The 23,158-nt window shown below is 67.2% G+C and carries 19 protein-coding genes; 6 read left to right on the top strand and 13 right to left on the bottom strand.

Annotation, left to right across the window (positions count from 1 at the left end; all coding sequences use genetic code 11):
* Positions 1-36 precede the first annotated feature (36 nt).
* The 3 genes from DB31_RS28405 to DB31_RS28415 are packed head-to-tail and all read left to right on the top strand — an operon-like array spanning position 37 to position 3,344.
* Positions 37-2,409, top strand: coding sequence for a BamA/TamA family outer membrane protein (locus tag DB31_RS28405; RefSeq protein WP_044193189.1), 2,373 nt, complete (start codon positions 37-39; stop codon positions 2,407-2,409).
* 5 nt (positions 2,410-2,414) lie between these two features.
* On the top strand, positions 2,415-3,014 hold the full coding sequence (locus DB31_RS28410) for a DUF4390 domain-containing protein (protein WP_044193190.1): 600 nt from the start codon (positions 2,415-2,417) through the stop codon (positions 3,012-3,014).
* 57 nt (positions 3,015-3,071) lie between these two features.
* A complete protein-coding gene (locus DB31_RS28415) occupies positions 3,072-3,344 on the top strand; it encodes a hypothetical protein (protein WP_044193192.1) in 273 nt (90 codons plus the stop codon).
* Here the strand turns inward: DB31_RS28415 and DB31_RS28420 are convergent.
* Genes DB31_RS28420 through DB31_RS28430 form a run of 3 tightly spaced genes read right to left on the bottom strand, consistent with a single transcriptional unit; the run spans position 3,332 to position 7,109 of the window.
* Entirely contained in the window at positions 3,332-4,393 is a 1,062-nt protein-coding gene (locus tag DB31_RS28420; RefSeq protein ID WP_044193194.1) for an ABC transporter ATP-binding protein, read from the bottom strand. The genes DB31_RS28415 and DB31_RS28420 overlap by 13 nt on opposite strands.
* Positions 4,393-6,066 carry an ABC transporter permease gene (locus DB31_RS28425; protein ID WP_044193196.1) on the bottom strand — a complete coding sequence of 558 codons (1,674 nt, stop codon included), beginning with the start codon at positions 6,064-6,066 and terminating at the stop codon, positions 4,393-4,395. The genes DB31_RS28420 and DB31_RS28425 overlap by 1 nt, the downstream gene beginning before the upstream one ends.
* Complete coding sequence (locus DB31_RS28430) at positions 6,063-7,109, bottom strand: ABC transporter substrate-binding protein (RefSeq protein ID WP_044193198.1); 1,047 nt, start codon at positions 7,107-7,109, stop codon at positions 6,063-6,065. Before DB31_RS28430 ends, DB31_RS28425 begins: the two co-directional genes overlap by 4 nt.
* A gap of 215 nt (positions 7,110-7,324) precedes the next feature.
* On the opposite strand from DB31_RS28430, the gene DB31_RS28435 reads away from it, so the two are divergent.
* From DB31_RS28435 to DB31_RS28445, 3 genes are read left to right on the top strand one after another with little or no spacing between them, the layout of a single operon-like run.
* Positions 7,325-9,253, top strand: a complete 1,929-nt coding sequence (locus DB31_RS28435) for a hypothetical protein (protein WP_044193201.1) — start codon at positions 7,325-7,327, stop codon at positions 9,251-9,253.
* A gap of 26 nt (positions 9,254-9,279) precedes the next feature.
* Entirely contained in the window at positions 9,280-9,504 is a 225-nt protein-coding gene (locus DB31_RS28440) for a hypothetical protein (RefSeq protein WP_044193203.1), read from the top strand.
* Between the two features lie 9 nt (positions 9,505-9,513).
* Positions 9,514-11,394 carry a hypothetical protein gene (locus DB31_RS28445; RefSeq protein ID WP_044193205.1) on the top strand — a complete coding sequence of 627 codons (1,881 nt, stop codon included), beginning with the start codon at positions 9,514-9,516 and terminating at the stop codon, positions 11,392-11,394.
* A 15-nt stretch (positions 11,395-11,409) separates the two neighbouring features.
* Here DB31_RS28445 and DB31_RS28450 read toward each other — a convergent pair whose 3' ends face one another.
* The 10 genes from DB31_RS28450 to DB31_RS28495 form a co-directional block, all read right to left on the bottom strand.
* A complete protein-coding gene (locus DB31_RS28450) occupies positions 11,410-11,925 on the bottom strand; it encodes a hypothetical protein (protein ID WP_052420317.1) in 516 nt (171 codons plus the stop codon).
* Positions 11,922-15,791 (bottom strand): type VI secretion IcmF C-terminal domain-containing protein, encoded by a 3,870-nt coding sequence (locus DB31_RS28455; protein ID WP_044193206.1) that lies wholly within the window; start codon positions 15,789-15,791, stop codon positions 11,922-11,924. The genes DB31_RS28450 and DB31_RS28455 overlap by 4 nt, the downstream gene beginning before the upstream one ends.
* Positions 15,791-16,141 (bottom strand): hypothetical protein, encoded by a 351-nt coding sequence (locus DB31_RS28460; protein WP_157232226.1) that lies wholly within the window; start codon positions 16,139-16,141, stop codon positions 15,791-15,793. Before DB31_RS28460 ends, DB31_RS28455 begins: the two co-directional genes overlap by 1 nt.
* 10 nt (positions 16,142-16,151) lie before the next feature.
* Positions 16,152-16,811: a DotU family type IV/VI secretion system protein gene (locus DB31_RS28465; RefSeq protein WP_044193210.1), complete on the bottom strand. Its 660-nt coding sequence runs from the start codon at positions 16,809-16,811 to the stop codon at positions 16,152-16,154.
* On the bottom strand, positions 16,808-18,472 hold the full coding sequence (locus DB31_RS28470; RefSeq protein ID WP_044193212.1) for a type VI secretion system baseplate subunit TssF: 1,665 nt from the start codon (positions 18,470-18,472) through the stop codon (positions 16,808-16,810). The genes DB31_RS28465 and DB31_RS28470 overlap by 4 nt, the downstream gene beginning before the upstream one ends.
* Before the next feature lie 19 nt (positions 18,473-18,491).
* Entirely contained in the window at positions 18,492-19,091 is a 600-nt protein-coding gene (locus DB31_RS28475) for a hypothetical protein (RefSeq protein WP_044193213.1), read from the bottom strand.
* Between the two features lie 63 nt (positions 19,092-19,154).
* Positions 19,155-20,810, bottom strand: coding sequence for a hypothetical protein (locus tag DB31_RS28480; RefSeq protein ID WP_083968776.1), 1,656 nt, complete (start codon positions 20,808-20,810; stop codon positions 19,155-19,157).
* Positions 20,807-21,193 (bottom strand): GPW/gp25 family protein, encoded by a 387-nt coding sequence (locus tag DB31_RS28485; RefSeq protein ID WP_044193215.1) that lies wholly within the window; start codon positions 21,191-21,193, stop codon positions 20,807-20,809. The genes DB31_RS28480 and DB31_RS28485 overlap by 4 nt, the downstream gene beginning before the upstream one ends.
* 1 nt (position 21,194) lies before the next feature.
* The gene (tssK, locus tag DB31_RS28490) at positions 21,195-22,484 is read right to left on the bottom strand and encodes a type VI secretion system baseplate subunit TssK (RefSeq protein ID WP_044193217.1); all 1,290 of its coding nucleotides are present in this window, start codon (positions 22,482-22,484) and stop codon (positions 21,195-21,197) included.
* Between the two features lie 66 nt (positions 22,485-22,550).
* Positions 22,551-23,129: a hypothetical protein gene (locus DB31_RS28495; protein WP_044193221.1), complete on the bottom strand. Its 579-nt coding sequence runs from the start codon at positions 23,127-23,129 to the stop codon at positions 22,551-22,553.
* Positions 23,130-23,158: the final 29 nt, after the last annotated feature.

Below are 23,158 nucleotides of genomic sequence, written 5' to 3' on the forward strand. Positions count from 1 at the left end.
CAGAGCTTGGAACAGCGCGTGCTCTGCAGACCCGGCATGAACCGCTTCCTCCTGTTCCTCACGTGCCTCCTCCCACTCGTCGCCAGTGCCCAGGGAGCACCACTCGATGGGGGCACTCCTGTGGCGCCCCCGCCCTCTGCCCCGGCTGAGAGCGCCGGTGTTCCCGATGCCGGCTCCCCACCCGATGCGGGCGCCGCGCCCACGCTGAAGGTGGACACGTGCCGCGACACCGACGACGGCTCGGAGGCCGTGCCCTCCACACTTGGCAACCTCCAGCTCCGCATCGATGGGCAGGCACAGACGCTCGCGGGCATCGAGTGGAAGGGCCTCCAGCACCTCACGGTGGACCAGGTGCGAGTGCTCGGTCGCCTGCCGGAGGCGGGCCCACTCACCGTGGATCAGGCCACCCGAGGCCTGCGCCACCTCGCACGCACGGAGCTCTTCGCGGCCCTCACGCCTACGTTGAGGCTCACGGAGGGCGCGGCGCCGACATTAGAAGTCCTCGTCGAGGAGCACCCCTTCGTCTCCTCCGTCTCCTTCCAGGGCCTGCAGGACGTGACGCCCCGGGAGCTGCGCGAGGACCTGTTCCGCCCGGCGGCCTGGGAGACCGTGCGCAGAGACGATGACGAGGTGGTGGCCACGCTGCGCATCAATGATGAGCGCTTGAGCCTCACGGTCCAGCCCACCACCCCGCTGTGTCCGCCGCTGCGTCCGCCACGAGAGTGGCTCGCGCGCCTGGACAGCCGGGGAGACCTCCAGCCCGGCATCGTGTCCGGGGGGCTGCGGGCGGCGCTGGAGCGCGCGCTCGAGGGTCTGCGCAATGACGGCTACCTCCTGGCCCGCCTCACCGCGACCCTGCACCCGGATGGCCGTCTGGAAGTGGAGGTCGACGAGGGCCACATCGAGGGCGTGGACGTGGAAGGGGTGGATGCGGATCAAGCGCCGCGAGTCCGGGAGGCGCTGGGGATCCAGGCGGGGGACATCTTCCTGCGCAGCGACATGTCCCGCGCGGTGGCGCGCCTGGAGGAGAAGCTGACGTACCTCCGAGTCCGTGGCGTGGAGCGCCAGGCCCCGGACGCCCAGGTGCTCGAGGAGCGGAGCGAGGACGGCACCCGGCGCTACCGCACCGAGCTCAAGGAGACGCAGAAGCCTCGGCGCGAGCGCCGCCGCGAGCACATCGAGCTCTCCTGGGACAGCATGTTCGAGGGCTGGTGGGGCGACGACGAGGAGCACGAGAAGAACGCGGGGCTCGGCCTTCGAGGCCGCAGGGTGGTGGTGAGCGTGAGCCCGCGCCGGCCGGACTTCGATTGGGGCCTGCTGCCCATCCACACCCAGGTGACGGGACTGGCACCGGGGCTCGAGGGCAAGCTGCGCGTGTGGGACCCGGGAGACCGGGCGCACCTGACGCTGGAGACGGCGTTCTTCATCCCGCTGCGCCTCGGGGGCCAGCGCATCCCGGACGATCCCGAGCAGACGCGCCGCCAGCGCCGGCTCAACTGGCTGCTCGGGGCGAAGGTGCGGGTGCCTTCGCTGGGGCTCGCGGAGCTGGGCGGACAGCTTTACGACTTCACGGACACGCTGGACCGGTGGCGGATCGGACTGATCGACTCGTCCATCTACTCCGCGCTGATCAACCGGCCGGACACGGACTACTTCCGCCGCAAGGGCGCCTCGGCTTTCGCGACGTGGCGGCTGGGAAACCGCTGGCTCGTGGGAGGCGAGTACCGGAGGGACTCCTATGCCTCGATGGTGAGCCTGACGGGGCCGCTGTCCATCTTCCGGCGGGACTCCCCTCCCTTCCCGAACGCGCCCGTCACGGAGGCTCGCTCCGGCTCGGTGATCGGCCGGCTCGAGTACGCGAGCGACGGACGGACGCGCGAGGAGCCTGGCTCGCTCTTCCGGAGCCCGGAGCTGCCGCTGCTCTCGGTGGACGATGACTGGCCGTCGCGCCTCGTGCTGCGGAGCTTCGCGACGCTGGAGGTGGCGCGTCCCGCGTTCGGCGGGGATGAAGGCACAGCCTTCTGGAAGCTGGTGAGCGACACGCTGCTCTACGTGCCCACGCGCCGGGACGACGTGCTGCGCGTGCGCCTGCGCGCGGCGGGAGGCGAGGATCTGCCTCTGCAGAAGCAGGAGGGCCTGGGCGGGTGGAGCGCGCTGCGGGGCTACGGCTTCAAGGAGTTCCGGGGCGACGCCTCGGTGCTGGCGAGCGCCGAGTACCGATGGGGGTTCTTCGGGGCCTTCGTGGACATGGGCTCGGTGCGGCAGGAGACGGGCTGGACGGACGCGAGGCTGGGCGTGGGGGTGAACCTGCACTTCGGAGACGAGGTGGAGCTGACCACGGCGTGGCGCACGGACGAGCGGGCATCGTGGATACCGGAGGCGAGGCTGCTCTTCACCCGGCCCTTCTGACGCGCATGAGACGGCTCGGAGCACAGGCACGAGGACTCCGCGCGGCGCTGGTCGCCGCGGTGGGGCTGCTCGCGCCCAGAGTGTGGGCGGAGGAGGCCCGTGCACAGTGCACAGCGACACTGAGCGGGCGGCGCGTGGTGGTGCGGCCCGAGGCCCATACCTTCCTGACGCCGGAGCTGGATCGGCTGCTGCGGCTAGGGCTGGCGGGGCGGCTGGAGGTGGAGCTGACGCTGCTGCGCCGCCGCAAGCTGTGGTTCGACGAGCAGGTGGACTCGGCGAAGCTGACGCAGGTGCTCTCGTTCTCGAAGGGCGAGTACCTGCTGGACGGGCGAGCCCTGCCGCCGGGGGCATCGGTGCTGGAGCTGGAGCGCACCGCATGGACCTTGAAGGATTCACCCCAGAGCAGTGACTCCTTGGTGGTGCAGGTGGACGTGCGGCTGCAAGTGGTGACGGCGGCGAGCCTGGGCAAGGTGGCCACGTGGCTCACTCAGGGCGAGTCCATGGGGGAAGAGCGCTCGGCGGTCTCCCGCAACCTGCTGCGCACAGTGGCCGAGGACCTGACCCGGGGGGCCTCGGGCCGCTGCGATGTCAGCCCAGCCCAGTAAAACCAGTCTTCCGTGACAAAGCGCAATCCCTGCGTCTGTCACCGAGGAGAAACCACCATGAGTCATCTCACTGCGACCGGCGCTCCGGGGCTGGTGTCGCCGCTGCCGCAGCGTGAGTCCCGGCTCACCCTGGCACTGAACGGCCTGCTGTCCTGGGTGAAGGGCCGGCGCCTGCTGGGCACCCGCCCTCCCGAGAGTGAGGGTTCGGAATTACGCACCTTGAGAGCAAAGCCGCTGATGGCAGCGGCCTGGTACGGCTCGCTTGGTCCGGGGCCAATGTGCCTGCCGGGCCAGCCGGCGATGAGCTTCGATCCCGGTTACCGGGACTGAGGTGCTGCCTCCGGAGGCGAGTCGAAGAACAGCTTCGCCTTCCGGAGCCGGACTTGGAGCACCTGTCCTGCGCGTACCTCCAGAGGAGGCCCTACTACGCGCAGGAGCGAGTCCCCCACGGGGAAGCGGTACTCCGCCGCATGTCCGAGGAACAGGCGTGCGGAGAGGGGAAGCGGCGTTCCTTCCGCGCCGATTTCGACATCCTCGGGGCGGAACATGAGCGAGCCGGGGCCGGTGCTGCCGCGCAGCTCTTCGGGGAGCGGGAACACGATGTCCCGGCCCGAGCAGTGAAACGCCCCATCCCGGGCCTCACCGGCGAAGACATTCGCGCCGCCGACGAACGCCGCGACAAAAGGCGTCAGCGGTTCCCGGTAGAGACGCTCCGGAGTATCCACCTGCTCGATGACGCCCCGGTTCATCACGGCGATGCGATCCGAGAGCGCGAGCGCCTCACCTTGATCATGGGTGACGAAGACCATCGTCGTGCCCAGGCGGGCTCGCAGGGTGGCAATCTCCGCGCGCAGTTCCTCGCGGAGCGCGGCATCCAAGTTGGACAGGGGCTCATCCAGCAGGAGCACGCGAGGGCTGGAGACGAGCGCCCGGGCGAGCGCGACGCGCTGGAGCTGCCCACCGGACAGCTCATGCGGCATGCGCGCGGCATAGGACTCGAGCCTTACCCAGCGCAGCGCCTCGCGGACGCGCTCGGCGATCTCCTGCCTGGGAAGGCGGCGCAGCGCGAGGGGATAGGCCACATTCGCCTCGACCGAGCGGTGGGGCCACACGGCATAGCTCTGGAAGACCATGCCCAGCCCGCGCTTCTCGGGAGGCACACGGACGCCAGGACCCGCGACCGTCTCACCGCCGATGCGGATGACACCGGCGTCCGGGTGCTCCAGGCCTGCGAGCATCCGCAACGTCGTGGTCTTCCCACAGCCAGAGGGCCCCAGGAGCGAGACGAACTCCCCCTCGCGCACCTCGAGCGAGAGGCCCCGGACCACGGGCGTGGTGCCGAACGACTTGGCCAATCCTTCCAGAACAATGGCCGCCATCACCGTGCCTCCACGGCCCGCCGCCTTGCGAGCGACAGCAATCCCTGCCCCAGCAGCACGAGCACCACGAACGCGCAGGCGAGCACCGAGGCCGCAGCAGGGTCCGCATAGCTCTGCAGTTCGAACAGGAGCGTGCCCAGCACCTGAGAGCCCGCCGGAACGAGGAGAACGGACATGGTGATCTCCGTGGCACAGGAGAGGAAGGCCAGCACGAACGCGGCAAAGAGCGCGGGCCGCAGCAGGGGCAACGGCGCATCAATGAAGGCGCGCAGCGGCCCTGCCCCACTCACCCGAGCGGCCTCCGCGAGCGTGGGATCAATCTGAGCCAGCGCCTCCGAGCTGTTCCGCGTCCCCAGCGCCAGGTACTTCCCGGCATAGGCGACGAGCAACAGCCAGGGCGTGTGCGCCAGCGCCAGGACGAAGGCAATCCGATCCAAGAGGATGAACCGCAACTCACGGGAGAACGCGAGGAGCAGCGCAATCGCCAGCACCGTCCCCGGCACAGCGTAGGGCCATACCGCGAGCGCCTCGATGCCCGCTCCGAGCCGGCGGAACTGCCGCTGGAGCACAGCGCTCGCCAGTCCGAAACCGCAGACCAGCAGGCCCGCTCCCGCCGCCAGCAGAAGACTCCGCCCCAGAGCGTGCAGCGTGCGGGCCTCGAAGAGCACACCTGACCAGTTCTTGAGCGTGAAGCTCTCCCACGTCAGCGCGGCGCCGAAGCTCCGCTGGACGGACGTCAAGGCCACGGCGCCGAGCGGAAGCAGCACGAGGAGCAAAGCCGCCATTCCCACAGCCGCGGTGGCGGCAATCCGGGCCCGCCCAAGCGGAAAGGGCCGGGGCGAGACGCCCTTGCCAGCACTCAAGCGGACACGGCCCGAGCGCCCCAAGGCCCAGGTGACCCAGAGAGCCACAGGCGTGAGCAACAGCAGCACAGTGGCCAGCACCACAGCTCGCGCGAGGCTCCCCTCTCCACCCAGCAGCACGAGCTCATAGATGCGGGTGGTAAGCACCCGCGTGGGAGGCGTCGCGGACACGCCGAGGATGTAGGGAACACCGAACGCGGACACCGCCATGAGGAACACCATCACTGCCCCCGAGAGCAGCGATGGCATCGTCAATGGCACGGTCGCCGCGAGCAGCGCCCGGAGCGGCGAGGCCCCACACACCCTGGCAGCCTCCTCCAGCGCCGGATCCACTCGCCGGAGCGCCGCAGCCCCCGCGAGCAGCACCAGCGGCAGCCCCGCCAGTCCCTCGACGAAAGCAATGCCTCCAGCGCCATAGATATTCAGCACGCCCTCCCCCAGCAGCCGGTTCAGGTACCCCGCGCGAGGGCTCGCCAGCGAGATCCACCCCATGCCCCAGATGAACGGGGGAATGGCGGACGGAAGCGTGAAGAGCACTGCGAACGCCCCCCGGAACGGAAGGTCCGTGCGAAAGAGGAGCAACGCCAACGGCGCCCCCAGCGCCAACGCAAACGCCGCTGCCCCCAGAGCGGTGACGAGCGTGTTCACCAACGCCCCAGCCTCCCCCGACAGCGTGGAGAGCGCAACGCCGCCCAGCTCCCCCGCGCTGTGCAGGAGCAGCACCGCCACCGGGCCCAGCGCAAAGAACAGGACGGGCCCCAGCCAGGCACCCAACCCGAGCCACCGAGAGGCCGTCTTCCGGTGACTCATCGCGAGAAGGCCTTGCTGAACGTTTCCTTGATTACCCCACCGCGCGTGAGTCCCAGTTCGACGAGCTCGGGAGTCCACGGCTGGGAGCGGGCCATCAAGGCCTCCACTCCCGGCCCACCGCGAGGCCCTTCGAGCCGGGGATCCACCGAGTGCAAGTCTCCCTTCTCCACGATGAAGCGCTGACCCTCGGGAGAAAGAAGCAGGTCCACGAGCGCCTTCGCGGCCACGGGATTGCGCGTACTCTGGAAGATGGCCACCGGCCCGGGGATGACAACAGCGCCGTCCTCGGGCCAGATGATCTCAATGGGGCTCCCACGCGCCTTCGCGACAAGGGCGTTCTCGAGCAGCAGAACGCCAGCATCCACCTCACCACTCTCCACCTTCTGGAGCACGGCGGCATTGCCTCCCGCAACAACAGCTCCCTTGTCGCGAAGCCGCGTGAAGAAGTCCTCGCCGTACTTCGAGTGCATGGACACAGCCCAGGTGAACGCCGTGCCCGAAGTGAGCGGGTCGCCCACGGCAGCCCGGCCCTTCCAGCGCTCGCCTACGAGATCGGCGAACGAAGCCGGAGGCACCGCCCCCTGGCGATGGACCAGGACCATGGTGGACACGCGCGCGGCCGCGTAGCGGGCATCGAGATCCAGTAAGGAGCGTGGCACCCGAAGCACGTTCGGGGACGCGTAACGCAAGAAGCTCCCCTCCCGTGCGAGCCGCTCGTACAGGAACGGATCGGACGTGGCGAGCACATCGGCCCGAACGGCGCCCGCGGCCCGCTCTGCCTCCAGGCGGCTGGCCACCTTCTCGCTCCCGGCCTGGTACCAATGTACCTGGACGTTCGGGAGCTTCTCCTTCAGCAGCGGATCGAGCGCATCCAGCACGTGCTGGTACATGGAGGTGTAGACCCAGACATCTCCCGAAGGCGTGCCATCTTGAGCCGCCGTCGCGGACGCCTCCGATGGCACAGCCGACTCGATGCGGCACGAAGCCACCAGGACGAGCGCGGCCGCGAGGCCCAACCGCGAGAGGAGGCAGAGGCGTGACATGCGCAGCCGATGATGCGGCCGGGCGTGGGAAATGTCACCGGCAACCGGGCCGCTCAATCGGAACACGTACTTCGTACAGCTGCATGGGATTGGGCATTGCGCGAAATCATTGAGGTGCCTCCGGGGGTCAAGAAAGCCACGGAACCGCCGCGGAAGTTGACGGGCTCGCACGCTCCATCTGTACTCCCCAGGGCTGCGAGAGGCGGAAAGCGGGAATGTCTTTTCAGGACAGGCTGAAGCTGGAGCTCACGCTCACGCTCGGCGGGCAGTCATTCACCATCCCTGGTGGACAGCTCAAGCACTTCGCGGTGCGGCTCTCCAGTCATGGCTTCACCGCCTCGGTGACGTTCTGGACCGCGCTGGAAGCGGATGACGCGCCCCTCTTCACTGCCTTCCAGAAGCCGGACCTGCTCAAGGTGAAGCTCTCCATCTCGGGCGTCTATCCCTTGCCCGATCCACCGCCCGCCGCCCTCGTCGTCCAGGGCTTGGCGCGGACCCGCGGCCTCGGTGGTACGCCCCACGGTGCCCTCGACGGGAGCGACCGCCGCTTCCGCCGCTACACCATCGAGTTCGCTGACGCGGCCCAGGTGCTGTGGCGCCAGCATCGCCCCATCGAGCTGAACACCGACAAGACGATGGCGGATGTGCTCTCGGCCCACACGGCCGGTGCCATCCAGCTGGAGCACGACTGGGACGTGCTCGATGCCCAGCAACCCATGCTCTGCCTGGGTGTGGGCGAGAACCCTCCGTCGGCCAGCTTCTACGACTTCATCCTCTGGTACACCGACACGCAGGGCGGCTACTGGACCTACGACAGCCAGCAGGATCAGTACACCCTCTCCCAGAGCAAGCCCGCGGGCGCTCAGGCCGTGAAGCTCCCCCGTTCCGAGGTCGAGCGGGTGGAGGTACAGGTCCCGCCCGTCATCCGTCACAACGTCCGCGTCCTCAACTCCTTCACCGACCAGACGGCCACGGACTCCGTGGAACAGGACCAGGCCGCGACGGGCATCCAGCACGACGTGCTCCTGCGCACACCCATCGCCGCCGATGTCGATCAGCGCAAGGCCCTGGAGCAGACGCGCCTGCGCCTGCGGCAGCAGCAACTCCTGCTGACCTTCCAGCAGTTTCCCACCGTGAGCATCGCTCCCGGCGTACTGGTCCAACTGGAAGGCCCCCTGTGGAATCCCGCGCTCAAGAGCAGTGGCGATGACTACCGGGTGATCGAGCTCGTCCTGACCGGCGACGCCCTGAACTCAAGCCCTCAAGAAGGTCCTCAAGAGGTCAACGCCGGCTATCAAGTGGAGCTGACCGCACGGCTCGAGCAGAAGTCGGATCCGGTGCCAAACTTCCCCCCATACCGAGAGCCGCTCTATCCCATCTACGTCGAGGGGAAGATGCACAGCCCTGGCGGCGCGGCCACGGACCGCATCTACCTGACGCTCGAGGACAAGAAGACCGCCGTGTCGACGTACCAGGTCACCGTGCCCCTGTGGAACAAGACGGTGAGCGTCCCCGCGGCCCCGCTCCACTTCCCCGGCGAGTTCTACTTCCCGCCCTACAAGAACTCGCGGGTGCTGCTGGCGCTTCACCTCGACCGGGCGGAGATCCATCGGTACCTCGACTGGGGAGACACCGTCCGCACGGCCCAGGATGGGCAGGGCGACCAGCTGCTCCTCGGAAAGAGCACAGCCAGCCAGACGGCCTTCACCCACGACTACCAGGACAACAAGCCGGTGTGGCAGCTCGCGCGCGTCTCGGCCAATGACACGCAGACGGTGCGCATGTCGGAGGGCGCGCTCCTGCTCCAGACGAAGGAAGTGCAGGGCACCACCACCACCACACCCACCTACGACGTCACCCCCCAGGTGGAAACCGCCAAGGGCGATCTCTCGGCGGGCGTGACGGGAGGCATTGGCGAGGCAACCGCCGCGTATCGGACGTCCTCGGCGGCCGTGAACGCGAAGATCAGCAGCGCCACCTCGGAGACAGCCGCCGCGCTCACCGCCGCGGAGGCCGAGGTCAACTCCCAGGTGGCCACCGCACGGGGTACGCTCCAGGGAGCGCTGAGCGGGCTGTCCGGACGCACGGCCCCGCTCTCAGGCGCCGCCTCGGCAGCCAAGGCCAAGCTGAAGGGCCTCGTCTAGGCCCGAGCGAGACGAAGAGGGAGACCATGGAGGAGCTTCGCAACGCGGTCGCAGGTATTCGAGGAGATGTAGAGTCCTTTGGCTCGGGAATCGGAGGCCGCATCGAGACCGCCCGCTCCGAGCTCGAGACCCTCGCCAGCGGCGTCCAGGCTTCCATTGCCGCCATCCGCCCTGAGATCGAGTCGGCGGTGGCGAAGCTGACAGGGCAGATTGACGCGCTGGAGGCGGAGCTGAGCGCTCTGAAGCCTTGAGGACCTGAGATGAAGGAGCTGTGGGCACGATTCGACACGATGGTCTCGGAGGTACAGGGCCTCCAGCAGGAGCTGGAGTCCGCCGCAGGCCGTGTGCGCTCTGACATCGAGGGACTCGCCTCCGCGCTGTCCTCTCGCTGCTCCTCTCTCGAGGAGACGGCTCGGGGCAGCGAAGAGTCCTCCCAGGGACAGCTCGAAGCCTCCCAGCAGGAGATCTCCCAGCGCTGCGCCTCCATGGAGGCGGGCCTCGACGCGAGCCGCAAGGCCCAAGGGAAAGCGCAGATCGATCAGACGCGGCAGCAGCTGACCCAAAGCCTGCAGTCCGTCTCGTCGCAGCTCTCCACCACCTTGGACTCCCTGCTCGGCCAGCTTGGAACCACGCGGCAGAGCACGGAGACCCAGAGCACCCAGCTCAAGAGCACCCTCGACTCGGCCGTCTCCGGGCCGGCCCAGAGCCTTCAATCCCTCACCGTTCAGCTCAACTCCACGAGCGAGTCCTCGAAGGCCGCGGCTCAGCAGCAGGTGGATCAGCTCATCGCTCAGATCGCCCCCATCCGCACCCAACTCCAGAGCGCCACCACCACGGTCACGGGCCTCGTGGATACCCTGGAGAACACCGTCAACCAGACCTTGGGCAGCGCGCTCACGCAGGCGGGCACCGCGCTCGACACGCTCCAGCAGACCCTCACCGGGCAGGTGAACACGGTCCTCAGCCAGATCCAGGCCGTGGAGCAGCAGATCGATCAGGTACAGAAGCAGATCGAGTCGCTCATCAAGCAGACGAGTCAGGCCATTGACCTGCTGGTCCAGAGCGGCATCAACGCCGTGGCTGCGATCCAGAAGCCGCTCCAGGCGACCGTGGATGCCGCATTCGCGACGTTCGAGTCCTTCCTCGCGCAGATCTCCGCGCTGAAGGACAAGGTCATGCCGCTCTTCGAGGCGCTGCCAGCGCTGCTCGACCAGCTCCAGGCCCTGTTCAAGACCATCGTCAGCTCGCTCCAGTCGCTGCTCGACAGGGCCATGTCCCTGCTCGATGCAATCCCCGTCTCGGACCTGCCCAAGCCACTGGTCAATCCGGCCATTCAGGCGATCAGCAACGTGGTGACCCAGATCACCACCCAGCTCGACACCCTCGTGGGCCAGGTCTCCCAGCAGATGCAGACGGTCCAGCAGCAGCTCGTGACCCAGGTGACCACCGTCCAGACCCAGGCGCAGACTCAGATCGAGACCCTGACGCAGACGCTCACCACTCAGGTCGGCACGCTGGTGCAGTCCATTCAGCAGGGCGTCCAGCAGGCTTCCTCGCAGATCGATGAGGCCGTGGCCACCGTGGTGCAACGAATCAACTCCGCGGCGGACCAGGCCGTGCAGGCCGTCGATGCCATCAAGCAGCCCGTCGTCCAGGCCGTCGAGACCCTCAAGACCCAGGTCCAGCAGCAGCTCCAGACGCTGGAGGAGCAGATCGGCACGGGCATTCAGTCGGCCACGGAGCAAGTGTCGGCGGCGCGCACGTCCGCCGAGAGCCAGATCCCCTCCGTCCAGGGCCAGGTGCAGACGGGGCTCGACTCAGCAAGCCAGTCCACCAGCTCGGCGCTCGACAGCGTGAAGCAGCTCCAGTCGCAGGTCGAGCAGGCCATCACCACCCAGGTGGATCAGCTCTTGGCAGGCTTCAAGCAACAGGCGGACACGCTGAAGCAGACCGCGAACTCGCAGCTGGACAGCCTCTCCAGCACGCTCGACTCTTCCCGCCAGCAGCTCATGTCGCCGCTCGACACCCTGGAGGCGCAGCTCAAGGACGGCTCCATGTTCAGCACAGCCGTGACGGCGGCCCAGAGCCAGACGACTTCGGCGCTCGACGCGCTCGAGGCCCAGCTGAAAGCTGGGGGCTGAGGCCCTCGGGAAGGCCTACTCCTTGTCCTTCTTCCCGAGGCCGGCCTTCTTCTCGAGGTCGTCGAGCTTCACGTCCTTCGCCGCCTTTGTGTCCACCTTGGCCACGGGCTTGGCCCCCGTGTTGGCCGAGGTCTTGATGCGGCTCTCGAGCAGCTCGAAGTTGACGCTGCCCGGAAGGGGGGCATCCACCAGCGCCTGCCAGGCACCATCCGGCGCGGTGAAGAGGAAGGAGACGGCCACTGCGGACTCCTCGGGGACCTTGATCTTCAGCGACTTCTCGGCGCCGGGGTACACCACCGACGTCTCCAGCACCGAGTCGTCCGGCGTCACCACCTTGGCGACGACATCCGTATAGGTCTCGGACAGGTACTTCTTGGAGTCCACCGTCCGCACCACCATGTACATCGGGCGGCCCTGGTTGGTCCCCGCCGAAGGCTTCACGTGAACCGTGATGTGGTTGGACGCACAGCCACTCGCGAGCAGCGCCACGAACAGCCAGCCCAGTCCTCCCCATCGCGCGTCAGGACTCACTTCGGCACCCCTCGGAACAAGGGCAACGGGCTGCCTCGCATCCCGAAGCTGACCGCGAGGACCTCCACGCTGTTCGCCTGTCCATCAGGTCCGGGCAGCTCCCACACCATGTTCTGCTCGTCCGTGAGCGTCCCCAGCTCCATCATGCGGAAGCAGCTCCAGGAGGAGCTGGGCATCTCCACCGTCCGGTAGCGCTTGGCCGAGCGCGCGGGCGAGCGCAGCTCCACGCCGAGCGAGGCGGCCCGCTGATCCCACCAGCTCAGCGCGAAATCCTGCCACGCGGGGCTCTGGTTGAACCCGAACGCCGAGGCGCCTCCGCACTTGAGATAGGACATCGTCACGAACTCGCCCTGGGAGGGAGCGAGCGGCAGCGGCAACGGACGGAGCTGCATTGCCATCACGGTCGGCTTGCCCTGGCCGTCCCACAGCCCGCGAGACAGCCGGGACAGGAAGTTGAGCGTGCTCAACATCCGCGCCGGCAGCATCACCTGGTTGCGCAGCGGGCCGCGCAGGCTCCACTCCGTGCCCCGCTCCACGATGAGCGGCGACAGCACCTGGTCGACGAACACCCAGAACTCGCCGTCCTTGCGGCGCAGCACCGTCAGCTCGGCTGGATCGAGCTCCTGCTGCGACTCTGGGTTGAAGGGGTAGCGCTTGAACAGCGGCTCCAGCACGCGCTTGCGCTCCGCCGTCCACTGCTCCTTGATGACCTTCTCGAGGTCATCCCGCCCGAGGTTGCGCACCGTGACGAAGGGCTGTCGGAACGGAGTCCGGAAATCGCCCAGGATGCGCTGCTTGTCCAGCCATGCATCCACCTTCTTCAGGTAGGAGTCCTCATCCTCCATCAGCATGGAGAGCGCCACGCGGCCCGCGGGGGTGAGGAGCTCCGGGAGCTGGGACTCGGGTGTGGCAGCGGCAGCGGCCTTGGACGCACTAGACTCCTCATCCTTGTCACTGGCACCGGCCTTGTCGCCAGCGGCCTTGTCATCGGACCCCTTCGACGCGGTGGCCTTGTCGGAGGCCGGCCGGGTGCCGGACAGCTCTCCGTGGAGCTGGGCCACCAGCAGGATGTACTGCCCCAGCGCCGCGTAGTTGCCATCCTTGTCCGGCGTCATCAACTGCGTCACCGGCTTGAACGGCTCGATGGCGCTACGCAGCGGCTCGTAATAGGGCCCCTCGAGCGGGCCAATGCTGGCCAGGTTCGCCACCTCGCGCAGCATGGCCACCAGCGGCGAGGAGGGCTGAACGAGCGTCGAGAGCTCCGTGAGCAACGTGTTGCGGTTCGCGTTGAACTGGTAGCTGTTGAAGGTGGAGACGAGGCCCTGGCGGTAGCCCGCGGAGAACTCTCTCACCTTGCCGAACACATAGGCCTCACGCTTCGCGGCCTCCTCCTGGGGCATGTTCGCCTTCGCGATCCGCTGCGAGAAGTCATCCACCAGCGGCTTGAGCTCGGTCTCGAACTCCGCGCGGCCCTTCACCGGCGTCGAGGCGGAGCTCTGCAACGTGCCACCCGCGTTGAACACCCCCTCTCCCTCCGTCGTGGACCCGCTGGCCGAGACGACCTCTCCCCCCGAGGTGCTCTTGCCAAACGCCAGCTCGGGCGATTTCTCGAGGCGCAGCAGGAGCTTGTCGAGCAGCTGCTGTGACACCTCCGGCGGGTCGAACAGGAAGCGACGCCGGAGAACCACGAGGTCGATCTGCGAGACGAAGCTCGGCTCGAACAGGCCGTTGGCCTGCGTGAGCAGCTGCGCCGGAGACATCTTCAGCCCCTCCTGGAGCGCCGCGTCCGCCTCGGCCTCCAGGGCCAGCACCGCCGCCAGGGGCGCCCGCTGCTCGTGCATCCACTCGAGCGCCCTCACGGTGGTGTCGATGCCCTGGAGCGTGCTCTCCTCGTTCGACGTAGAGAAGGCGTTCAACTGATCCAGGATCTGCCGGGCGCTCTGGTAGTCCTGCGCGGCGGTCAGGAGCTGCTCCAGTTCCTGGCGCTCCTGTTGGAGCTGCTCCCAGTCCTCCAGATTCAGCTGCTGGGTATTCAACCAATCCGACAGCCGGGCGAAGTGCTCCCGCCAAGGCCCCACCTGCCCTTCGAACGTCAGCCCCTGATAGGGCCAGCGAACCCACGTCCTCAAGTCCTCTTTGGTGGGGCTCCAGGGCTCATCGCTGACGACGATGTAGTCCCCGGCGGCCCGCTCATCCAGTTGGAGCGTGTCCACCCAGTTTTCATCGGAGCCCTTCTCCTGGGTGCTCACGTGCAGGCCCAGGGCATCGGAGGCCCAGTTCCACCGCCCCATGAGCCCCTCGTCGAAGCTGTCGAGGATGAAGCTGCCGAGCGGGTCTCCTCGCGAGGCCTGCAGGACGGCCCGGAAGTAGAGCATCTGCTCGGGCCGGCACTGCTCCTCATAGAAATAGAGGGGAGGCTCCTTCGGCTGCTGGCACGTGGAGCGGCCGTCCTTCACGGCCGGACAACCCGGGATCTGGTTGCCACACTGCGCGCACATGTGCTGGCACCGCTCGAGGGCTGGCTTGAAATAGGAAACCCGCAGGGTATCCGCCATCTGCAGGCGCAACTCGGCCTGCTCGTCCGAGAAGCTGGTGCGCAGCGGTGGCCAGTAGCGCTTGGCGGCATCCAGGTCATTCATGGCGCTCATCGCGTTCTGGGACTCTTCATGAATGACCGTCCCAGAGACCTCCAGGCCTTGAGCCTGGAGGCGCGCGACCACCCCGCTAAAGCTGTCCACCGCGTCTTGGGCCCCGTTCAGCTTCCGCTTGAAGTGCCCGTACGCGGCCAGCACGGGCAGGCAGCCCACCGCCAGCAGAACGGCACAGCGCCGCAGGTGGACCCAGCGGTTGTGCTTGGCGAGCTCGATGGCCTGCTTCTCGGCCAGCAAAGTGAAGGCCCCCACCGAGCGCTTCTCCGGATCGGGCGTGAGGAACACCCGCTCCAGCTGGGGAGCCACCGACAAGGCTCCACCTTCCCTCAGCGCGACGATGAAGTTGCTGAGCGACGTCAGCATGTCGCGGCCTTGCTGGAAGAAGCGCTCCAGGAGCCTGAACTCCTCCAGCGAGAACCGCATCAGCCCCAGCGACAGGTACTTCTCCAGCGGCTTGAAGGACTCCTGCAGCTGTGAGGCCTCCTGGCCTGCCTCGGGCACCGCGATCTCCAGCGGGATCCGGTTCTCCTTCACGAGCCGCGCGAACTGCGAGAAGCCCTCCACCCGATCCATGTTCGTCAGGCAGATGCGTGCCTCGATGGGCCGCTTGCACAGCTCGGAGAGGATGTTGATCTTGCCGCGCAGCAGCTGGGTGAAGGAGCGCACGTCATCCGGCAGCGTCTGCGCCAGCCACCCCGCGTCGATCGCGATGACCACCAGCACCCGCTTGCGCCACCCGAGGCTGTCCTTCCACAGCTGCTTGAGCGCCCTGCGGGTCTGAACGGAGCCATCCCGGAGCAGCCGCTCGGACACCTCCTCCACCACCGAGTCCGGCCCCAGGTAGAACTTCACCAGGTCGCTCTCGGTGTAGCTCGGCAGGAACTGGTTCTGCTGCCGCCGCCAGTCCACCTCCTGCTCGATGAGGTTCGTCCTGCCGATCTCATCCGGGCCGAGCACGACCACCGTGGGGAAGTCGGCGACGGTCATCCGGTAGCGCCACGGCAGCGCGTCCAGGAAACTCTTGCGCAGCTTCGCCAGGGAATGGCGGAAGAGGACACTCTGGCCGCTGGAGGGGTCGGTCTTCTTGCGCTTGTTCCACCACCACCACGCGGCAACGCCCAGCGCCACCACGAGCAGGATCCCCACGCCCAGCAGAATCCACCCGAGGTACGGCTGAGCCGCCGCCGCGTCGGTCTTGAGCGCCTCCGCCGCCATCAGCCCTCTTCCCCTCGACTGAAGGGATGAGCGCCGGGCACCTGCAGCAAGAGGGCCTCCAGCACGTCCTCGGTCTCGTCCAACGTCTTTGCCAGCGCCTTGCGGACCACCTCGCGCTTGGGCGGCGGAGGGGCCACCTCGCCCTCTTCGGGGAAGAGCTGCAGGCGAACCTCGCGCACCTTCTGAAGCAGGGGCTCCATGCCCTCGCTGAGCGGCGGCTGGTCCGTGTCGCCCGCGGGATCGAGCCGGGCACGGATGGCGCTCTCCAGCTCCTTGACCAGAGCGGACGGCGTCACATCCCGATTTGCGAAGGCCCCTTCCCGGCGGGCGGGCACACTCGGCTCCCTCATTGACTCGCCCTCAGTTCGAGAGCACCCACAGTACCACCGGCAGAGCGACAATCACGAAACCGGTCGCCAGGTAGTACCGGAGGGGGAACTCATAGGCGACCGGCTTCTCGGCCGGCTGGGAAGGGGCGGGCGGCGGTACCGGGTCCGGCTTGGGGATGCGCTCGGCGAGCTTGCGCTTGTAGTCCTCGACCCGCGCGGGCCAGACCTCCAGGTTGCCCTTGAAGCCCGCGGAGAGACAGAAGTGGAGGACCTCGAAGACGAGCGAGGGCGTGTCCCCTCGGCTGAGCTTCTCCTCCGTGAACTCGTAGAAGTGGTCGCCGCCCGCGTCCTCGTTGAAGAGCCGCTTCTGGACCAAGGGCCAGAACCCCTGCTCGCCCTCCCCCAGCCGGAGGAGCACTGTCTCGTCAAAGAGGTAGCTGAGCGGGCGGATGACGTCCTGGATGTGCTGGGACGTCCAGCTCGCCCCCTCCTGCTCCATGTGCGGCACCAGCGCCGTCTGCAGGGCCACCAGCTCCTGGACGATCTGCTCCTGGAGCGCCTGCAGATCTTCCACTCCCCGGCGCGGCGCCTTCTGCTTGGGGTTGGCGGGCTGGGTGGGCAGCTGCGTGGTGATCAGCTCCTGCACCCGCTCATACGTCTCGAGAATGGCGTTCCAGTGGTCGAGACTCATGGCGGCATCGTCAGCGAGAGTTCACCCCGGCCATCGACGAGGGCCTTCAGTGCCACCGTCGCCTCACCGTTCCACACATCGAGCAATTCTCGCACCTGATCAAGAAAGCAGACAACCAGCGGGTCCAGGCTGGGGTCGAACTCCTGGAGCTGTAGCTCGTAGGCGTGCTGGATGCCGGAGCCACGCAGTGCGCCATCCGGGACGGTGGTGACCTTCAGGCCGCGCAGCAGGGGGATGACCTGACGCAGGGGGCTGTCCGCCGGCGTCCCCAGGTAGGACAACAGCGCCACCAGCTCGTCGAGATTGAGGGTGGGCTTGGTCTTCCAGGCGAGGATCTGGGTGAGCTTGTCCACGTCATCCCCCAGAGGGCTCGCGCTGTGGGGGTGGACCTCGCCCACCGCCTGCAGCTGCAGACCCGCGATGTGCCGGCCGGGCAGCATCACGCCGATACGGCCCGTCCCCTGCGGCGCGAAACGAGGCTGGTACCAGAGCGCCTCCACCAGGACCTTGCGAGGCGCGGTGAACGCCTCGGGCATGCGCACCACGAGGCTCTGATACGAGCGCAGGCTCTCATCGAACGTCTCTTCAATCTCGTAGCTGGGCCCCTCGCCGGGAAGGAAGGAGGGGCGCATGGGCACGGGGCCGGCCTTGGTCAGCTCGTACACGCCCGTCACCGAGTGCAGGCTGAAGTCACGCGCACTGCCCAACCCGCGGATGGGGTACTCACTCCGCGTCCCGTCCAGGGTGATGACCTGTGCGGGCTCCTTCTTGAGGTTGACCGCCGGCACGACGAATGGGACCAGGAACTCGGGGTATCGGGAGCGGCCCAGCTTCCAGTCCTGATGGAAGTCGAAGCAGAGGGAGAAGCGCTCCCAGTCCTTGCGGTGCGGCGGCACCTTCAGGTGCACGAAGAGCGCCTGCTCCGGGAACTGAAAGAAGGAGCGCACCTGCTGGAGCGGATTCGCGTAGAGCCCCGAGTCCTCGGGCGTGGGGGGAGAGTCCGGGAAGGGAGCGAAGGAGACCTCGCATTCCTCACCGGGCGCGTCCGCACCCGCCGTGGCGTTGTAGATGACCGTCACCTGCTCCAGATAGGTGCGCAGCGCGTAGAAGACGGAGAGCGAGGGGCGGTAGGCGTCCAGGTGCCGGACGTAGAGGCTCAGCACGTCCACGGGGTCCTTGCGAAGCCCCTGCGAGCGGAAGCCCAACACCAGCCGCCAGCCCCCCTCTTGCCGCTGCAGCACCTCGGACTGCTCGAGGAAGATGGGCAGCACCCGCAAGTCACGCTGGAGACGGAAGTGGCCGGTGCCCGCCTCCGCCTCCGAGGGCGACAGCCGCACCTCGGTGCCACGGGTGAGAACGGTGGCCTCGGCCATCTTCTCCGTGGGCACGGCCTGAATCATCGTGGCGGCGGGCACCGGCTCCAGCAGGTAGTCGAAGAAGCTGGCGAACAGGCGGCGCCAGGTGGAGCGCAGGTTGCGCGTCATGGCCTGGCGCGTGCGCACCGAGAAGTAGGCCATCGCCTCCATGAGGCGCCGCACGTCCGGGTCCTCGCGCTCCAGGGGGAGGCCGGGGTTGCGCTCCTGGAAGCGCTGGCGAAAGCGGTCGAACCCCGCCAGCTCGCCGAGGAAGTCCAGATAGACCTGGTCCGATTGATCCTTCACGCGCCCCTCCTCCGCATCCTCATCCCAGCTTCACCAGGGAGCCGCCCACGGTCGTCATGCTTCCCTGCAGCTTGGCGATACCCGTGGACTCGAGGCTGAGCTGGCCCTGCCCGGACACCTTGGCCATGGCGCCTGACATCTCCGCGTTCGTCTCTCCGCTCAGCTTGAGCGTGAGTCCATCCACCTTGGCCTCACCACCCGTGGCGGACATGGCCGCCGTCATACCGCTGGCTTTGAACGCGCTGGTGGCCTCCAGCGTGACGTTGGCGCTCGAGGAGAGCTTGGCGTCCTGGGTGGCGCTCTGGGTGAGCTTGGCGCTCGAGGTGAACGTCATGTCCTTCGTGCTGGTCAGCTTCAGGATGTCCTGGCTGGTCCACTGCGAGGCCTTGGACGACTTGCAGGTGATCGTCTCCGTGTCGAGAGTGAAGTCCTTGCACGTGACGACGATGCTGTCCGCCTTCTGGACAATGGTGCTGGTGTCGGACTGGCCCTGCACCTTGGTGGTGATGCTGGTGCCGTCCATCGTCATCGTCTGGGTGATCTGCCCATCGGCGTTCTCGACCGTTACGGTGATGCCCTTCGTCTTGTCGAGCTCGATCTTGCAGACCAGGGTTCCCATGCGTCCTCGCCCTCGCGGCGCACATGAGAACCCGCCTTCAGCGCGGGACCAAATTCCCGGCCACTATGACTGCTCTTCCTGCACGACGATGAGCAGCGAGCCTTCCTTGATTTCGATCTTCGCCGTGTCCTTGTCGTTGATGCGCTGCAGCTGGAACACCGGGTTGGCGTCGCTGTCGTAGGAGTGCTTCATCGCCGTGCTGCTGGTGGTCTTCTTGCCCATGAGCAGCTGCACACCCTGGCCGTCCGCGGGCATGCGGGCGCCCGCGCGCCAATCGAGGAACCGCTTGAGCCAGGCGCGCTGGAAGTCCAGCGCCACCAGCACCCGCGACCCCTTGTAGGCGGGGAAGTAGAAATGCCCCGGCAGCACGTTGGGGTTGAACGGGACGGTGATGACCTGGTTGTCCCAGAGGGGAATCTTCACCTTATAAGTATCAACGGAGGTGGTGGAGTCCGTGTACACCTGCCACGTCTCGTCGGTGTCCTCGCCCACCTCGCTGACAATCGTTCCCTCGACGAAGCGGGGATAGCGCGGCGAGGTGTACGCGGGCAGGTCCACGAACTTCTCGTCCTTGAGCTCCAGCCGGGTGCTCATGGAGAAGCGATAGCCCGCGTTGGGCTCCTGGCTCTCCGCTTCCGGCCCGGCCTGGAGGGCCTCGCCCTTCACCCGCAGGGAGCGGACGCGGAAGGTGTCGGAGGCGGAGACTCCGGTGGCCGTGAACCCGGTGGTGGACGGCAGCTTCACCAGCGCGCCAGGTGCGAAGGCGACGGTGGGAAAGCGCCGCCAGTTCAGCTCCACCTCCATGCCACGGACCTTGATGCGCGCGGTCTCCAGCGTCTTGCGCGCCGTGGCCTCGTCCGCGATGGGCGTGCGCAACAGCACGTCCTGGCGGATGCCGGTGACGGCCTGCTCCTGGGTGATGGCGTCGGTGGTCGGGGACTCCGCGTAGGAGTTCAGCACCGTGACGTCGTAGCGGGGAACCTCCGGGAAGCTCACCGACACGTCCGCCACATCCTCTGGGCGCAGGTCGATCGGCGTGGCCGAGCCATCCTTCTCGGCGGAGAGCGCGTACCCCTGGGACGAATAGTCGTAGCTCAGCACGCCGTTCTGGGTGTCGACGTACCAGAGGAGGAAGTCGTAGAAGCTCGGCGCGCCCGCTCCGGGCGAGAGCCCAACGAAGAGCAGAGGACTGGAGGCGTCCACCACTCCGGCCCAGTCGTACGTCAGCGAAATCTTGTCGCCCTTGTGGGCCTCCAGCACGTCCTTGAACGACTTCTCGGTATAGAGGACGCAGGGGTAGTGCTGGGTCCACAGCAGCCGGGCCGCATCCCAGAAGTGAACGGAGTAGCGGCGGAGGATGAGCGGCGCGCCCTTCACCTGGGCGGCGGACATCTCCGCCAGGCCCTTGTCGACGACCAGGCCCTTCACCTGAAGGGAGGTGGCCGTGGGATTCGTCGGCAGGTCCGTGTAGTTCGTCTTCAGCTCGAGCGACACCTCGGCCAGATCAGGCTTCAGGAAGTCCGACAGGATCGCATCCGTCTCCTGTCCGCCAGCGGACTGGCTGTCGGAGACGATGAACTCCACCCTCCCCTCCAGGCCCCAGCTCGACAGCTCCAGCTCGAAGGACTTGATGTCCCCCGGATCAATGGTGTGCGCCGTGCCGCCCAGCGTCAGCGTGAGGGACACCGCGATGCGGTCCTGGAACACGCGCTGCGTCACGGCAGCTGCTCCACCTGCACCTGACCGCTCAAGGTGTTGAAGCGCAGGCGCAGCCTGCAGGGTGATTCATTGACGACGCCGGTCAGCAGGAAGTGCAGCACGAAGTCCTTGTCCTTGCCCTGCAGTTCCAGCTTCGCACCAGAGAGACGCGGCTCGTGGTGGGAGATCTCCTCCAGCATCTCCTGGGTGAGCGTCTTCATCAGGTCCCGCGAGCCGTAGCTCGCGGTGTAGTCCCCCAGGCCGAAATCGTGCCGGAAGTAGCCGAACCCCTCCTTGGTGTTCAGCACCGCCTCGATGTTGCGCATCACGTGGTCGAGGCTGTTCCGGTCACCGTGACGTTCGTCCGACCGGCCCTTGAACTTGTCCAGGAACGAGCGCTTCATGTCACACGCGCCAGAACAGGGAGACCCAGGCGTCCTCGCTGATCTCAGGCGTGTCGAAGAAGGCCAGGCTGCCCTCGTTCAGGACGTTCAGCCACTCCTCGTGGCCCTTGAACTTCACGCGGTACCAGTCGATGTCCGCGTCCAGCGCGTGGGCAAACTCCACCTGGACCACGTGCTCGAAGGGGATGCCCCGAAGCGCCAGCCGGCGCACGGTGGCCAGACGAGCGGGAGCGGCCAGCTTCAGCCCGTTGGTCGAGAAGGCCGTCCCGTCACTGCCCCGGCGGATGAGGAGGTAGAGCTCCCTGGCGGTCTCCGCCTCCTTCGGGAGCTGCAGGATGAAGCGGCCGTTCTGGTACTCGAAGCGCTCGTGGGTGGACTGGGTGGACTCCGGCTTGAGGCTGCGCTCCAGCAACCCGTAGAGCTCCGCCAGCGCGGGCCCCGGGTTCTCGTGATCGTAGGTCTTGAGCCGATCCTTCGGGTTCTTCCCCAGGTAGCCCTTGGGCACCTCGCCCACGTAGGCGCAGGCCTCCGCGTACAGCCGCCGGAGCGCGTCATACAGGCGGTAGGGATGCGGGTAGACCTCACGGTTCTTCAGGTCATCCATCATCGAGCGCACCTGGAAGAGCTCGGTGAGGACACGGTACGCATGGCTGCGCTTGCTCGGGTGGAGCATCGTGTCCTGGACGACGTGGGTGGTGAGCTGCTCCTGGACGCCGGGCAGCAGCTTGTCCAGGTCATCCAGCAGCCAGTCCAGCAGGGGGTTGGGGCCCACCAGGAGCAGGGGCGGCGCCCACCCCTTCACGAGCTGCCAGCGCTTGTCCTCCTTCCGCAGCCGGACGATCTTCAGCGACTCATCCACCTCGTCATCGGTGGTCGGGTCGATGGAGAGCCGCAGCTGGCGGACCACGCGCTTGATGCGCTTCTCCCCCTTGTAGAGCCCAATGTCCTTGGCGTCGGTCTCTTCCTTGAGGACATGGAGGTAGACAGTGACTTCGTCCTTGCCGGCGTCATCCAGCGCGAACTCGTTCACCATCTTCGCGTTGCCGGGCACCTGGAGGACGATGCCACCCCGGGTCACCGCGGAGAGCGACTGGAGGGCGAGGATGCCCTCATTGAGCTGCCCTGTGTTCCAGCGCAGCGAGGCCACGCCGTAAGAGGGCAGCCCATTGAAGCTGGCGCGCAGCCGCAGCGCCGCCTCGAACGCCTCTTCCTGGGCGAGGAAGTGCTCGGGCAGCAGCGGCTGGCCCACCTCCCAGCGGACCCTCGCGAGCTTGTACTCCTCGTCCCTCATGGCGGGCTCGTGCGTCCGTCCGGAGCCGAGGCAGACTGGCTCCGGACAGACGTCCTGGGCGGGCGGCTAGGCCGTCTCCGTCACGCCCCACTGCTTGACGATGTTCTTCTGCGAGGCGGTGGCGACGTTCACTGACTGCTCCGTCGACTGCGGCTTGATGCCGATCTGGAAGGTGAAGTTCTTCGGCGACTGCACCTCCCTGGACTCGTCATCCGCCACGGAGATGTTCAGGTCGTCCCCGTTCTTCTCGAGCATCCCGTTGAGCGCCGAGTCCACGTAGTTGGACTTGAAGTACTTCTTGGCCAGCGGGTCGTACTCGTAGATGACGTAGTTGAACGTCACGTTGATGTTGGCGAACGAGCCGAAGATGAGCTGCGCCAGCAGCTGCTTGTTCGCCGTGGAGATCTGGCCGGAGAAGTACATCGCGTCCGTGACGCCGGTCTCCCACAGGTAGTGGTTGAGCACCGCCACCACCTTGGAGCTGATGTTGTTGGCCGGCTGCTCAGGATCCTTGATGGTCTCCTGATCCGCCGTCAGCGCCTGATCACCGATGGAGATGGCGGTGATGTAGCCGACAGGCGTCTGCTTGTCCTTCTTGAAGTTGAAGCCTTGGTAGACGTCGAGTGCACGCGCGAATTGAGGCATTTCCCACTCCTAAAGAATATGAACGGGTT

It is taken from the genome of Hyalangium minutum, from assembly GCF_000737315.1.
In the GTDB taxonomy this organism is placed as follows: Bacteria; Myxococcota; Myxococcia; order Myxococcales; family Myxococcaceae; genus Hyalangium; species Hyalangium minutum.